General features: G+C 52.4%; 10 protein-coding genes. 4 read left to right on the forward strand and 6 right to left on the reverse strand.

Annotated features, from left to right (window positions below; translation table 11 throughout):
- Positions 1–116: 116 nt before the first annotated feature.
- Positions 117–1,532, forward strand: coding sequence for a sensor histidine kinase (locus tag EYB31_RS31255; protein WP_131017416.1), 1,416 nt, complete (start codon positions 117–119; stop codon positions 1,530–1,532).
- A gap of 11 nt (positions 1,533–1,543) precedes the next feature.
- Here the strand turns inward: EYB31_RS31255 and EYB31_RS31260 are convergent, their stop codons facing one another.
- From EYB31_RS31260 to EYB31_RS31270, 3 genes are all read right to left on the reverse strand, one after another.
- Complete coding sequence (locus EYB31_RS31260; RefSeq protein ID WP_131017417.1) at positions 1,544–2,227, reverse strand: response regulator transcription factor; 684 nt, start codon at positions 2,225–2,227, stop codon at positions 1,544–1,546.
- Positions 2,228–2,567: 340 nt separating this feature from the next.
- Positions 2,568–3,533: an MBL fold metallo-hydrolase gene (locus EYB31_RS31265; RefSeq protein ID WP_131017418.1), complete on the reverse strand. Its 966-nt coding sequence runs from the start codon at positions 3,531–3,533 to the stop codon at positions 2,568–2,570.
- A 65-nt stretch (positions 3,534–3,598) separates the two neighbouring features.
- Positions 3,599–4,171: a TetR/AcrR family transcriptional regulator gene (locus tag EYB31_RS31270; RefSeq protein WP_131017419.1), complete on the reverse strand. Its 573-nt coding sequence runs from the start codon at positions 4,169–4,171 to the stop codon at positions 3,599–3,601.
- 203 nt (positions 4,172–4,374) lie between these two features.
- On the opposite strand from EYB31_RS31270, the gene EYB31_RS31275 reads away from it, so the two are divergent.
- From EYB31_RS31275 to EYB31_RS31285, 3 genes are all read left to right on the forward strand, one after another.
- The gene (locus tag EYB31_RS31275; protein ID WP_131017420.1) at positions 4,375–5,619 is read left to right on the forward strand and encodes an ankyrin repeat domain-containing protein; all 1,245 of its coding nucleotides are present in this window, start codon (positions 4,375–4,377) and stop codon (positions 5,617–5,619) included.
- Between the two features lie 69 nt (positions 5,620–5,688).
- A complete protein-coding gene (locus tag EYB31_RS31280; protein WP_131017421.1) occupies positions 5,689–7,248 on the forward strand; it encodes an SWIM zinc finger family protein in 1,560 nt (519 codons plus the stop codon).
- Positions 7,245–10,181 carry a DEAD/DEAH box helicase gene (locus EYB31_RS31285; RefSeq protein WP_131017422.1) on the forward strand — a complete coding sequence of 979 codons (2,937 nt, stop codon included), beginning with the start codon at positions 7,245–7,247 and terminating at the stop codon, positions 10,179–10,181. The genes EYB31_RS31280 and EYB31_RS31285 overlap by 4 nt, the downstream gene beginning before the upstream one ends.
- Before the next feature lie 172 nt (positions 10,182–10,353).
- Here the strand turns inward: EYB31_RS31285 and EYB31_RS31290 are convergent, their stop codons facing one another.
- The 3 genes from EYB31_RS31290 to EYB31_RS31300 form a co-directional block, all read right to left on the reverse strand.
- Entirely contained in the window at positions 10,354–11,898 is a 1,545-nt protein-coding gene (locus tag EYB31_RS31290) for a sulfatase (protein ID WP_165452709.1), read from the reverse strand.
- 19 nt (positions 11,899–11,917) lie between these two features.
- Positions 11,918–13,450 carry an ABC transporter substrate-binding protein gene (locus EYB31_RS31295; RefSeq protein ID WP_131017424.1) on the reverse strand — a complete coding sequence of 511 codons (1,533 nt, stop codon included), beginning with the start codon at positions 13,448–13,450 and terminating at the stop codon, positions 11,918–11,920.
- Positions 13,451–13,547: 97 nt separating this feature from the next.
- Positions 13,548–14,435 (reverse strand): carbohydrate ABC transporter permease, encoded by an 888-nt coding sequence (locus tag EYB31_RS31300; RefSeq protein WP_131017425.1) that lies wholly within the window; start codon positions 14,433–14,435, stop codon positions 13,548–13,550.
- Positions 14,436–14,567 lie beyond the last annotated feature (132 nt).

Genomic DNA, 14,567 nt, shown 5'->3' on the forward strand with positions numbered 1-14,567 from the left:
GTTACAATTTTTTTAAAATAAATCATCGAGACAAGGTCTTGAAATTACAGGAAAATATGCCCAAAATAAGAAGGGGGACAGGTTAAATTCATTCGGTTGGTAGCACGCGGAGGTTTATGTTAAAACTAGTTACGTTTTCAATCAAGCTGATTTTCGCTACCGTGTTATTGCAGGACCGCAAAGACGGGGTGAAGTTTTGGTCTGCCGTTAGCTTACTCTGCGCCAGCTTGTTTGAGCTTACCGAATGGATACAGGGCTTGTTTATCCCCTACGCATCTTCTAAGCATTGGGATGTGCTGGTCACGGCGCTCGGCACCGTGTACCCGGTCTTGTTTTTCCTGCAGGAAACCGGGGTTCCTTACGCTTTTCTCATGACAGGAATCGTGTACCACGGCTTCTTCTCGCAAAAGGCACTTAAGCGGTTCGCCGCGATATTGCTTCTGCCTCCGATCCTTTCCCTCCTGACGCTGGACGATAACGGCTTACTCGATTTGCAAACCCCCTTTTTCCTGGCTATGACTACCGTGTATTTAATGCTAACCGCTGCGCTTATGGGACTGGGGTTAATCAGGAAACGGAACACCCGCCCGAGAAACAAAAAAATCGCCGAAGCGATCATTATCATTCCGAACGTGCTGGCTTTGCTTATATTTCATTATGCCTCCATTTACGTAAGCAGTTGGTCTCGTTTAGGCGATACCATTCTCGTCGTTATGGCCGTCACCTTCATATTGTTTCTCATCGTCATATCCAGGTCAGGAATGCTTGGCATCAAGCTGAGACTGGAGCGGCAGGTCGCTGCCAATACGTTGCGTTCAGTGACGACCGGAACGGCCATATTAAACCATTCGATTAAAAATAGACTGACCAATATCGATCTGCTGGCCGATCGAATTCTGGAACAGCAAAACGTAAACATGCGCGATAAAGTCCATGAAGATGTGGAGCTTATACACTCGGAATCCCGGCAGGTGCTGGAAATGATCAGACGTATTCAACACCAGACCGAGCCGATTGCGTTAAACGAGCAAGAATGCAGCCTCACAGACATCATTCAGGACTCCACAGCAGCATGTTCGCTGTACATGAGCGACAAAAAAACGCAGATTTCACTAAATCTGCAGGACGAGACGATATTATATGGCGACCGGGTGCATCTAAAGGAAGTGATTGTCAATTTGCTTCATAATGCGCTGGACGCTTTGCCGGAGCAGGGCGGAACCATACGGATTTCCTGCGAGCGTTCGGGAGACGGAATTGCGCTGAATGTTCGGGATAATGGAGAAGGGATCTCCGCCGACCATCTTCGCAACATCATGGAGCCTTTCTACTCGACCAAGGACCGTTCCCATAACTTCGGTCTTGGCTTAACCTACTGCAATATGGTAGTCGAAAAGCATGGCGGTTCATTGCAAATCGAAAGTTCCAAGGGGAAAGGTACACATGTGCAAATCCGATTTCCTTCTAGGCGGATCATAGGCAAGCAAGGCAAGCCCACTGCGGGCCAATCGGAACTGACTTCAGGCCTCTAACCCCCGTTCGCTTAAATCAGATGAAGTTGCCGGGCAAGCTGAAGAATATCTTTGGAATTGTGTTTTTTAAGCCGAAGCCATTCGAGGTATGGGAACTTTCCTTTTAAAGCGGAGGATATTTTGCAAAGCTCGTTATTAATCGTATATTCGCTATAAAACAGCATTTCCGATATTTCCCTGCGGGTGTATCCGGCGTCCTGCAGCTTGAGAATTTGCAGCTGTTTGGGAGTAATTTTCTTCCTCAGCTCCCGCTCCTGTTGAGCATTCAAATTGTTCAGCAGTTTCTTCGCCGAAGAATAATGAATGCCGGAACGTTCGTAATAAGCATCCCTTACTGCAGCAGGAATGTCTTGCACATTCTCCTTCATGATATAGTTGACAACGCGGCCGAAACCCAACATGAGGGCAACGATCTCATCCTCTTCTACAGAAGACAGCACGATAACTTTGATGGAGGGATAGCGGTTGCGGAGATCAAGGGCGATTTCCATACCTTCCATTCTTCTGTCCGCCAAGTTAAGGTCGAGCAGCAGCACGTCGAAGGTCACCTGCTCCATCGCAAACGCCAAGGTTTCCTTGTTAATTGCAGTCCCTACGACCTCCAGATCGGCTTCCTTGGATAGCCGGCTGAGCAACAGCTTCGTAAACACCTCATCGTCCTCACAGACAAGCAGCCTGATCTTACCCTCTTCCATGTTCCCGTTCGCCCCTTTTTTCCATTGCCGTTCTTCACAATTTGCAGATTCCACCGTTTACTTTCACAATACCAAATATGTAAGCAAAAGGAACTACTTATTTTTTTCGAGTATTTTTTGAGTCTCGCCTTCATCCGAAAATGACCATCACCACCACAGGCGGTACGACAGGCGCATAGTCGGCAAACGGCTGAGGCACATCGAGATCACCGTAGACCCAGGCTCCAGCCATCAGACAGACAACGGCAGCGTACTGGAAGTTACGTTCTATTAGTAGGAATGTACAAACAACCCCCTGCATGCCGGCGGCCGGTTTGCAGGGGGTTGTTGACTATTCACCTTACCGCCACCAGGCGGCCGTTGGGTAATCTTCCATACCCAGTGTTACCGTTTCTCCGATCTGCGGCGTAATCACGCGAACATTTTGCTGCGATGCCGCCTTAAGCGCCCGTTCGACCGGGTCCGTCCAAGCGTGCAGCGCCAATGTGAACGCCCCCCAGTGAATCGGAATCATCAAGCCGCCCTGCACATCCAACTGCGCCTGCACCGTCTCCTCCGGAGACATATGAATGGAGGACCATCGCTCGTCATATTGGCCGCATTCCATCAAGGTCAGATCAAACGGGCCGTATTTCGCACCGACTTCTTTGAAATGAGGTGCATAACCGCTGTCTCCGCTGAAGAAAATCTTATGTTCTGCACCCTCGATCACCCAGGAGCACCATAGCGACTGATCACGGTCAAACAAGCCTCGCCCGGAAAAATGTCTGGCCGGGGTGCATGCCAGCTTCAATCCCATATATTCCACTTCGTCCCACCAGTTGTGCTCGCTGATTTTATGCGGCTCAACACCCCAGCGGATCAAGTAATCGGCCACTCCCAGCGGGACGAAGAAATGTTCAACCTTATCCTTCAGCTTCATAATTGAACCATGATGCAAGTGGTCGTAATGATTGTGAGATAACAGAATAGCATCGATCGGCGGCAGCTGCTCCGGTTCAATCGGCAACCTGCCGCTGTAACGCTTGCTATTAAATATCGGAAAAGGAGAAGAGGTTTCTCCCAACATCGGATCGAGCAACAAACGTTTGCCATCGATTTGGATAAGGGAGGCGGAATGTCCGAACCAAGTGACTTGGGTTGCCTCGCCCTCCGTCAGCGCTGCAGCGTCCATGACTCTAACCGGAATGGCCTGATCCGGCTTGCGCTGCACACCGGTCCTTGAGTACTCTTTAATCATCGACGCCAGCGAAGCAAAGGAAGTGCTCATCGGCGTCGGAATTTGATTGTAATATTTGGATTTCATATCATGAGGCCCTCCGTAACATATAAGCAGGACCGCGGCGGATAGCTTGGATCAATAAAACATCATTATACGCGCGCCGCATCCCAGCTCATTTTAATCATTTCTTGGAGATGGTCGGAGTTTAACTCGAACGTTCCATTGTAATGCTCTTTGACCAGTTGGACGAAAGGCAGGAATGAATAGGAAAGCAGCAGCACCGGATTGACAGGCTTAATCAGGCCCTCCCGTTGCCCCCTTTCCAGCAGTCCAATCAGCGGGCCAAACATAGCGCTGCTTTGTTCCAGGCATAGTTTGCCGATCAGCGGCGAATTCGTGAATTGTTCGAGAAACAAGCATTCTTCCTTATTAGCTAAGGCGAATTCGACATAGTTCCTGATGATGGCTTCGAACTCCGCTTGCACCGGCTGATCGCCGTTAACGCCCCGGAAAATGGCCTTGCTTAATTTTTCCTTTACGCTCAGGTACAATTTGCCTAACATGTCCTCCTTATTCTCAAAGTATACGTAAATCGTGGACGACGATACTTGGGCCCGTTTGGCGATTTTGGACATCGATATTTCGGAAAAACCGATTTCGTTCAACAACTGAATGGTTGCGCGAAAGATCGCTTCGTTTTTGTTTTCGTCTTTTTGTCTCATGACTATATAATAAACGATCGTTCGATTAAAGGCAAATGCCAATCATCTTCGGTCCTAAAAACACAGAAATTCGAAGCTGCGGGGGAATCCATTTCGGAATGGAATGGCGCTAATTCTTAAGTTAAATTTAATAAGCTGAGACATTCCTCCCATTGAAGCGTTTAATATGATAAAAGCTTAATTGGGTGAAGGGAGTGAAGCTGATGAAAAAATTTATACTTGGTTTATTGAGCGGCATGGTGTTGTCAGCCTGTTCTGCCGCTTACGCCTCCGATGCCGTGCAAGCGCTGCTGTTTCCTCTGCGGATCGATGTGAACGGCGAGGCTCAACGGCTTGACGACGAATACCGCGTTTTGAATTACAACGGGCATGTGTATTTGCCGGCCCGGTTTACAGTGGAATCGATGGGAGGGCATGTGTATTACGAGGAAGAAACCCGGCGGCTTTCCATCGTTGATGAGCGGCTTGTTCCGCCTCAAGATTTACTCGCCACCGCCAAAGTGCTCATGGAATACACAAAGCACGGGGAGCTGAACCAAGCGGAGCAGCTTATCGATTCATTTCGCGGAGAGCAGCTGGACCGGCTCTTTTTGTCCGTTGGCAGGCATTTGTTTTTATATGGTCAGGAATCCGATATGACCGGGCTGTTACAGCTATTTATCGATAAGCGCGTCGATCTTGATGTCCAAGATGAGCGGGGCAGCACACCGCTTACTATTTTGTCCGTCCAGTCGCCTAAATACATCCCCCTCTTAATTGAAGCAGGGGCGGACGTCAATAAGCGGGACGCCGATGGAAGTACACCGCTCATTTCCATAGCAAACAGAGGCATGACCGATCTTGTAAAACTGCTGCTCGATCATGGCGCAAACCCAAATGCCAAAGCATACAACGGCTATAGCCCGTTAAAAGCCGCGGTATTCCCGCTATTCGCCAATTACCGCATCGAAACGGCGGATACCACGGCCATGCTGCTGGCTGCAGGGGCAGATGTCAATGTCAGGGACGACGAGCAGCAAACGCCACTCATCACGGCATCGCAGTACCTGCCCGTTTCCAAGCAGGTCGTGCAGCTGCTTTACGAGAGCGGAGCGGATGTGAGAGCCAAGGATAGCCGGCAGAAAACAGCCCTTCATTATATAGCCCGCAAAGGTGATGCGGAGATCGTCGGAAAGCTGCTCGCACTGGGGGCTCCGGCGAATGACCCGGACCAGGACGGGAATACTCCGCTCTTCTTTGCCATCGAGGGAATCGACAACATGTCTCCCGATACATACGAGGACAAGCTGCAGATCGTTCGTCTGCTTCTGAACTCGGGCGCCAATCCTGGCGCAATCAATTCCCAAAGCACCTCCCCTCTTGAACAGGCGGCAAAATTAAACGATGAGGAGCTGCGGAAACAGGTACTGGAGCTGCTGCTTGGGGCAGACAGCCGTATTTCCCGTTAGTATTTCAATGCGTATCGTTCTATAATTAGAACGAAGGGATTTTTTTATATTTTAACAAGGAGCTTTACGATGAGCTTTTCTTCCGCTTTAAACGATGACACATGGCCGATGCTGCTTAAGCAAGTCGCCGCTGCGTTTAATGAGGTGACCTTGAGCAGAGGGTTCAACTACTTCAAGCAGCAGCGCGTCGTCAATCTGAACACTTCCGGGGAACGCGTCATCGAGGCGCTGGTTACCGGCTCGGAGGATTACAAGGTCAAGCTGCGCCTGGACCAACTCGCTTCCAGTTCGTGCAATTGCCCGGTCCAAAGCTGCTGCAAACATATGGTCGCAGTCCTGATGGAGCTGGCCGACCGGCTTGGTTATCCCGCTTCCCAGATTATGAATGCCCGGCACTACTTGAAGCGAATGGCGGCCGCGCCCGCATCGGGAGCGGATCTCCAGCAGTTGCCCGAGATGGACGTGTCCGGCTGGCATCGGTTTCTGGATCAATACGCCGCGTCCACGACATCGTCCTACGATTTGAAAATAGTGACCGATACTTTACGGCATCAGTTGCAAGCCGTCGATTTTGGCTCCGTTCCGTTCTCTGAATCGGACAGGCTGATTTTCGAGCTGCATCAAGAGCTGTTTATTTTGCAAAAAATCAAGCGGTTGTCCAAGCAAAACGGCTTCCAATATTACGTCTCGTTTTCGCTGTACCGCGTGTACGGCGATATTCAGGCATGGGCTAAACGCAGCTCAGCTTTATTCGATTTCACACTTTCCGAAAACCGCCTCCGGCAAACGTTAAGTTTGGTAAGGTCGCTGATGGCCGAGGAAACCGAGCATAAGTATATGGACTTCGGACTGTACGCCATGTTTTGGCAATATTGGATTACTCCGCAGCGCAAAACAGCCTACTGGGCGGCGCTGGAAACGGATGAAATCGAACAGACGGCTCCCGGATCCATCTCCCCTTCCCTGGCGGCGGCAATAGCGTTCTTGAAGCTGCATCAATCCGGAAGTGAAGCAGCGTGGGAAGCGCTGGAAACCGGCGATGTGCTGAAGCAAGCGCCGGCGCATCTCTTTTTGCCGTTCTTCAAGCAGCTTGCCGACGCTCACGACTGGGACGCCTTGGCCGATTGGCTGTTCAAAACCGCGAAGTTCTTCTACGGACCGGGCAAAAACGATTTGGATACGTATATGGGCTTTTGGAGGGAAACCGTCTCGCAGCTGCCTGAAGCGGAGAAGGTGATGTGGACCGTTCTGGAAGACATGCTGCCCCATTCCCTCTCCCTGATCGAGGACATGCTCTACGAACAGCGCAAATGGAAGCTTTGGCTGGAGCTGCAAATCGTGCAGGAGCACGATCCCTTCCACCACAAGGTCAGCGTCCTGCAGCCGATCGAGAAGGAAGCTCCCGAGCTGCTGCGGCCTTATTACCATCAAGCGATCGAACATTATGTCGCTTTGAAAAACCGGCGCGATTACAAATCGGCCGTCAAGCTGCTGAAGCGGCTCTATAAAGTGTACAAAAAGCTGAAGCAGGAGGAGCGCTGGGAGCGCTTCTTCAGCGGATTTACGGAGAGGCATAGCCGACTGCGGGCGCTGCAAGAGGAATTAAAGAAAGGAAAGCTGTTGGAATGAGCACATCATTGTACGACATGACGCTGCATGCGATGTTGACGGACAGCGGAGATGCCTTATTATGGGGAACGCAAAACGGGCTGGATATGCCCGGCGAAAAATTCCGCAAATGGCTGTTCGCCTGGCACGAGCCATCTTGCTACGGAACAACGCTGGAGCTGCGGCAGGCCGGCGGGCTGACGGTGACGGTCCTCCCCGCCGAAATGGTGCTGAGCTTCTTCGCCGAACCGGGTTTTATGGATATTGTGCGCTGGGAGGGAGCAGTCGGCGCCGCCGCCGATTTGCTTGCATCCGCCCCGCTGCTGAGCCAAGAAATCAAGGAAGCGCGTTATTTGCCAAGCTACAGCGCATTTCTTCGCGGCGAGTTGCAGTGGACGTGGGATCCCGATTCGGAAGCGCTGGCGAAGCTGGAAGAAGGTACCTTCAACCGCGAAGATGAACCGGGTAAACGATTGTCCGGCTTGCGATCGGCTTTTTCTGCGGCCGTCACTGCCGAGCACTATGCGGGCGAAGCGGCCATGGCCGACCTTCGGCGGGATTACCCCGCTTTGTTTCCATCCCGGCAAGCGGCGGCTGCTCTACCGGCAAATGCCTTTACAGCCGAAGAATGGCTCGCCGCGCTTGGCTGGAGGCCGGATACAGCCCCCTTCCGCCCTGCGCTGCAGCTGCTGGAGCCCGATGAGGAGCAGCCCGATTGGCGGCTTCGCTTAGTGCTGCAGGATAAAAACGAAGGAACGGCGCTGGTGCCCGTTCGTCTGGCTGCAGACGGCCATGCGTCCGGCGCTTGGGCCAGCGAGTGGAGCCCATACATCCGCGAACGCGCTCCCGGCTGGGCCGCCAGGCTGAGCGCCGCGCTGCCCAATGAAAGCAGCGGCGGCCGGCTTTTTGCCAAGCCTTTGAGCGACGAAGCCGCTTGGCGCTTCTTGACCGTGGACAGCCGATCGCTGCTGAGCGACGGCTGGAACGTGCTGCTGCCCGGCTGGTGGGAAGCGGCTTCCAAACGGAAGCCGCGCCTGCGCGCGCAAATCACCTCCGAAGCCGGCGGCAGAGGCGAATCGTTATTTGGACTCAACTCTTTGGTCGATTTCGATTGGCGAATTGCAATCGGCGATACCGACCTGAACGAAGCGGAATTTGCCGAACTGCTGAGCAGTAAACAGCGGTTCATCCGTTTTCGCGGAGAATGGGTTTTCCTTGACCCCGCTCTTTTGGACCAGATCAAACGCCTTATGGAGAGTGTAAACCCGGAAGAAGGCTTAAGCTTGCAGGATGTGCTGCAGCTTCATCTGCTGAGCGAGCTGGAGCAGGAGCGGTCCCCCGAGGGAAAGCGTGCAGCCGAGGACAATGAAGAAGACGAACAAGAGCGGATCAAGCTGGAGGTTGAGCTTAACGCCCACCTGCTGGCGCTGCTTCGCCAGCTTGGCACACCTGCGGAATTGCAGGAGCTGCCGGTGCCTGAAGGACTGCGAGCAGAACTGCGCGGCTACCAGAAGGAAGGCTTCACCTGGCTGAGCTTTCTCCGCAAGCTTGGGCTTGGCGCCTGCTTGGCCGACGATATGGGACTTGGCAAAACCGTTCAATTCATCACGTATTTACTGCACCACCAAACACAATCCGCGAGCCCTGCCCTGCTGATCTGTCCCATATCCGTGCTTGGCAACTGGCAGAAGGAGCTGGCGCGATTCGCGCCCGAGCTGAAGGTGCTGCTTCACTACGGCAAAGGCCGGCTTAGCGGCGAAACGTTTCATGCCGCGCTGAAAGACGCCGACATCGTCATCACTTCGTATACGACGGCTTTGCTCGATCAAGATACGCTGCAGGAAGTCACCTGGAGTTGCCTTTGTCTGGACGAAGCCCAGAACATCAAAAACGCGCAAAACAAGCAATCCGCCGCCGTCCGTTCACTCAAGGCAAGGCATCGTATCGCCCTGACGGGAACACCCATCGAAAACCGGCTATCTGAACTATGGTCGATTTACGATTTTCTCAATCCCGGTTATTTGGGCAATGCCCGCGGCTTCCAGCATCGATTTGCCAATCCGATCGAGAAGCATCGCGATGAGGAACGTACAGCCCAACTGCAGAAGCTGGTCAAGCCGTTTATGCTGCGCCGTAAAAAGAAAGACCCCGCGATTCAGCTCGATTTGCCGGACAAGCTGGAAACGAAGGTGTACATTAACCTGACCGCAGAGCAAGGTGCGCTTTACGAGCAAACCGTCAAAGATTTGATGAATCGTATGAAAGAGCTGGAGGGCATCGAGCGGAAAGGTGCGATCTTGGCTGCGTTAACCCGGCTGAAACAGCTGTGCAACCATCCTGAGACATTGACGAAGGATACCGTGATGCCTGAATCTTTATTGCGCTCCGAGGAACAACGCGAAGCGTTTATTACGCGGTCAGGGAAATTGGAGCGGCTTGCCGCGATGGTAGGCGAGCTGCGGGACGAAGGCGACTCCTGCTTGATTTTCACGCAATATGTAGGCACAGGCCGCATATTGGCCGACATTCTGCGCTCGCAGCGGGATGAGCCTGTACTGTACCTGAACGGCAGCACGCCTAAAGCGGAGCGCGACAAGATGATCGAAACGTTCCAGGCGGCCGACGGAAACGGGCCCGGCATCTTTATTTTATCGCTGAAAGCGGGAGGAGTTGGCCTCAACCTGACGGCAGCCAATCACGTGTTTCATTTCGACCGCTGGTGGAACCCCGCCGTGGAGAACCAGGCAACCGACCGCGCCTACCGGATGGGGCAGAAACGCAACGTGCAGGTGCACAAGTTTATCGCCCTCGGGACGCTGGAAGAGAAAATCGACGAAATGCTGGAGAGCAAAATGAGCCTCAGTGAAAACGTCATCTCCACCTCCGAGAACTGGATTACGGAACTGTCGAACGAGGAGCTGCGCGACCTGTTTACGCTGCGGCAGTCGTGGTGAGGCAGATCCCCAATATGAAACGAAGAAGCCATCAAAACCACGGCTGCAGTGGGTTGGATGGCTTCTTTATTGCATGTAATCGTGTCTGAAGCGAGTGACGCTATAAAGCGATAAAATGACTTGGTAGGCAGCCCTCATTCTTGCTATGCACGGCGATTAGACGATTCGGGAGCTATGCCAGTTGACTTGGACTTAAGCCCGTCCTGCGAAACGTTTCAGCCGGGGCACGGAGATGCGATAATGCGGTAGCCAGCAAGTTTTTCATCTGCGCGTGCAGTTCCGGAGAGCTGTCCAGCAGATTGTTCATCTGCCATGGGTCATTCTCCACATCATAAAGCTCGGTAGCGTACCCGCCGCTGTGGAAACGTGCGAATTCCGGCGGCACCTTGACCTCGTATTTCCATACCATCGCCTCGGTATACGGCAGGAACCGTCCGCTCTCCACCTCCTCCGGGACATAACCCGGAAAGAAAAACGCGGCAGGGTTCATGTACATGGTCGAATAATTAAACAGCGGCACACTTTCATCCGGTGCGACATGATACGTATACCGGCCGTCCGTCACATTCATGCCGCGCCCGAAATAACCGTAAATCGCCCAGTCGCGGACATGGTCGGCACGTCCCGTCAGCAAGGGCATCAGGCTGCGGCTGTGCCCGATCGGCTTCGCTTTGCCTCCTACCGCATCGATCATCGTCGCGTACAAATCGACGGTCGACGTCAAAGCGCTAACCCCGCTGCCATTATGCGCGCCTTGCGGATGCCAGATCATCAGCGGGATGTTCGCGAGCACGTTGTAGTTGTTGTACGCCGGCTTGCCGATCAGATCGCGCTCGCCCAAATAATGCCCGTGATCGGAGGTGACAATGACCATCGTATCGTCCCACAACCCGTGTTCATCGAGTTTGTCGAACACTTTGCCGAGCCACTTGTCGACCAAGGTGATTTTCGCCGCATATTGAGAGCGTATAAAAGCGATCTGGCGTTCGCTTAAGCTGCCATGCCCTTCATCCGTCCGCCCGGAGTGCGCCCACACCGGCAAATCCGGGTCGCGGATGTCTTCATCCGTATACATGCCGGCAGTACTGTCTGGATTATGAAACGGTTCGTGTACGTCAAAGCTGTCGATGACCAGCATGAATTTTTCATGCGAATGATTGTCTTCCAGCCATTTCTCGGCACTCGCAAACACTCTGGGAGCGAAAAAATCCGCTTCTTCCTTGAAGTTCTTGACATTCCTCGCGTACATCGCCCGATCAAACGGCTTGGGCGAATTCTGACGATATTTGATTTTTTGCAAGAACGTCTCGTCCTGTTCACTCAACGGGGCCGTCCGCCACGGATCCAGCTCATGTCCGCGGATCAGCTCAAAGCCATGATAATCGTCGTAATATCCATGGCTGTATCCGAGAAAAAAATGAAACTGATCGGAAATGAATTGGGTTACATACCCCTGCTCGCCTGCGGCGCGGGCAATCGGCATATCGTACGGCTCCACAGGTCCCCAAGAGCGCCACAGAAACTCCTGGGTGCCGGTGTACAATTCCCGCCGGGCCGGCATACACGGCAAGCTTCCGGAATAATGGCGGTGAAACACCGCGGATTTTGCCGCAAACCGGTCGAGGTTAGGCGTGCGCACGTCCATTCCCGGCTGCCCGCCATAGGCATTCAAAAAATGCTTGTTCAAGCTGTCGATTGTGATCAGAATCAGATTCATTAAGGCCATCCTCCGTGTCTTATTTCAACGAAGCTTTCCATTGATCAAGCTGCTTCTGCTTTTCCGCGATAATTTTATCCAATCCGGCCGCCTGCAATCTGGAGATAAAGGTCGGCAGCGTCTTCTCCGGATCCAATGTACCCGTCTCCAGCCCCGCCTTGAACTGCTGCAGCACGTTGTTCACCGCGCCAACCTCGGTTTTGACCGGCGTCGCATCAAACGTAAACCCAAGCGCTACCGACTTTTTGGCATTTTTGTTGAATTGATCGGTCTGTTTCCAAATATCCGGCAGCTGGTTCGGCCAGACGTAGTTGAGGAACTGGTTGCCGAACATAAAGCTGATGTTGCCTGCATTGTAGCCAACCGTCTTGACGTCCACACCCTTAGGATATTCAATCACCTCGCCGGACTTCTTCACATAGTGGGTTCCTTCAATTCCCCAATTGAGCAGATTGACCAGCTCTTTATCCGAATACAGCAAATTGAGAAACATCATCGCTTTTTCCGGGTTTTGCGATCCGCGCGGGATGGCATGCATGAAATTGGTTACGCTGGAGGTCATCGCCAGCGGCGCCGTCATCGGGACGGCAACCATTTCTATGCCGGTCCGCAAGCTCTGGGATTCGGATGAACCCACTTTCATTTGATTGAAGAAGCCAAACGCTTTGTTTGCTTTGACGACATCCGCAGCCGGCTCGGTTGCCGTCGCGGCATCACGTGAGAAATAACCGGCCTCGTACCATTTGCGCATCGTTTTCAGCAGTTCCGCGTATTCGGGAAGCTCGAACAAATTCGTCACCTTAAAGTTGTTCTCGTTGTTAGGCAGCACGCCCAGCTTGTCTACGAGCGAATCGTAGAAGGGCAAGTTGTCGACCGGCGTCGACGACGTTACCGTGGCGATCGGCAGCAGATTGGGTTCGTTCTTTTTAATCGTCGCCAGCACAGGTTCAAGATCTTTGTACGATTTGATGGCCGTGACATCGATTTTATATTTGTCCAGCAGGTCCTTGCGCATAATAAATCCGCCTTGGGTGGCCATATCCTTGTTGGTCGGAACGGCGTATTGCTTGCCGCCCACCTTGCCGGCGTTCATGTAAGCCGGATCGACCAGCTTTGTGATATCTTTCCCATATTTGGCCAGCAGCTCGTCAAGCGCAATAAAATGCCCGGCGGAAATTTGCGCAGTGAAATTGCTGTAAAGGGATGACGCCATGATGACATCGATTTTCTCCTGGCTGGTCAGCGCCAAATTCGTTTGCTGCGACCATGCTCCGGCGCTGATCGGCTGCAGCTTGACCGTGGCGTTGATTTTTTCCTTCGTAATTTTGCTCATCGCTTCGGCTACTTTTTTGATATCCGCGGATTCGTTGCCCATATATACGAGATTGATCTCATACGGCGCTTTCCCCTTGTCATCGGACGCCGCCTTGCCGCCCGTTCCGGGCGATGCTGTCCCCCCGGCATTCGATCCTCCCGTCGAACAGCCGGACGCAACGGACGCGGCTGCCAGCAGGCAGGATATCAGCGCGGTGACATGTTTTCTTTTGCTCATAAATAAACCCCTCCCAGATCAAATAGGCTTCATTTCCATCGAACCCTTGATGCAGATCACTCGCTGAACGCGGGCAGCGCTTGCCGCCTTAACGGAACTATCCTTTCACGGCGCCTACCGTAAGTCCTTTGACGAAAAAGCTTTGGAAAAACGGGTAGATCAGCAAAATGGGAACCACGCCGATCACGGCGATCGCAAACCGGATCGTTTGTGTAGGAATGGTAGCCGTCATATTGTCTTGAACCGCGCCGAAATCCATGGTGGAAAGAAACTGCGCATCGAGCAATATCCGGTTCAGCATGTTCTGAATGCTGAACAATTTGCTGTCGGTCAAAAAAATCAGGCCGTTAAACCAGTCGTTCCAATAATGAATCGTCTGAAACAGCCCCACCGTAGCCAATATCGGCAAAGACAACGGCAATACGATGGATACGAAAATTTTCAACTCGCCTGCGCCGTCGATTTTCCCCGATTCAACAACTTCGCCCGGGATCGTCGTTTGAAAAAACGTCCTCGTAATCATGACGAAAAACGCATTGGTTAACCCAATCGGCACAATCAGCGCCCAGATCGTATTTTTCAACTCGAACAGCTTTGTGTAAACAAGATACAACGGAACGAGCCCGCCGTTAAACAGCAGTGTAAAAAAGATGAAAAACGCTAATACGTTGCGCAGCGGCAAATCTTTACGGGACAGCGGATAAGCAAGCAGCGTCGTGATGATCAGGCTGGCCGCCGTGCCGACCACTGTCACAAATACGGTCACGCCGTATGCTCTGGCTATTTTGGCCGCATCGTTCCATAAGTAAACGTAAGCATCCGTGCTGAACACCGTCGGGATAAACGTAAACCCGTTTGCGATAATGGCATCCTGCGAAGTAAGCGAAGCGGAAAACAGCAGGATGAAAGGCAGCACGCAGATGCAAGCGAGCCCCGCCATGATCACATTCATCAGCCATTGATAGGTCCGTTCTTTGGTTTGCATGCCGGTTCCTCCTCGTATAGTATTTCTTAAAGATTGTTGTTGAGCCAATTTCCAGTACCCTAGGGTACTGGCGGCCACCTTCAAAATTTCCAATTTGATCTTTGAAAAATGAAAAATAAATGAAGATTCTTA

The organism is Paenibacillus thalictri, assembly GCF_004307995.1.
GTDB classification, from domain to species: Bacteria; Bacillota; Bacilli; order Paenibacillales; family NBRC-103111; genus Paenibacillus_AF; species Paenibacillus_AF thalictri.

What these genes read in the sequence shown, in the direction of transcription:
- EYB31_RS31255 (WP_131017416.1), top strand. Translation starts at nt 117, where the DNA reads ATGTTAAAACTAGTTACGTTTTCAATCAAGCTGATTTTCGCTACCGTG.
- EYB31_RS31260 (WP_131017417.1), bottom strand. Translation starts at nt 2,227, where the DNA reads ATGGAAGAGGGTAAGATCAGGCTGCTTGTCTGTGAGGACGATGAGGTG.
- EYB31_RS31265 (WP_131017418.1), bottom strand. Translation starts at nt 3,533, where the DNA reads ATGAAATCCAAATATTACAATCAAATTCCGACGCCGATGAGCACTTCC.
- EYB31_RS31270 (WP_131017419.1), bottom strand. Translation starts at nt 4,171, where the DNA reads ATGAGACAAAAAGACGAAAACAAAAACGAAGCGATCTTTCGCGCAACC.
- EYB31_RS31275 (WP_131017420.1), top strand. Translation starts at nt 4,375, where the DNA reads ATGAAAAAATTTATACTTGGTTTATTGAGCGGCATGGTGTTGTCAGCC.
- EYB31_RS31280 (WP_131017421.1), top strand. Translation starts at nt 5,689, where the DNA reads ATGAGCTTTTCTTCCGCTTTAAACGATGACACATGGCCGATGCTGCTT.
- EYB31_RS31285 (WP_131017422.1), top strand. Translation starts at nt 7,245, where the DNA reads ATGAGCACATCATTGTACGACATGACGCTGCATGCGATGTTGACGGAC.
- EYB31_RS31290 (WP_165452709.1), bottom strand. Translation starts at nt 11,898, where the DNA reads ATGAATCTGATTCTGATCACAATCGACAGCTTGAACAAGCATTTTTTG.
- EYB31_RS31295 (WP_131017424.1), bottom strand. Translation starts at nt 13,450, where the DNA reads ATGAGCAAAAGAAAACATGTCACCGCGCTGATATCCTGCCTGCTGGCA.
- EYB31_RS31300 (WP_131017425.1), bottom strand. Translation starts at nt 14,435, where the DNA reads ATGCAAACCAAAGAACGGACCTATCAATGGCTGATGAATGTGATCATG.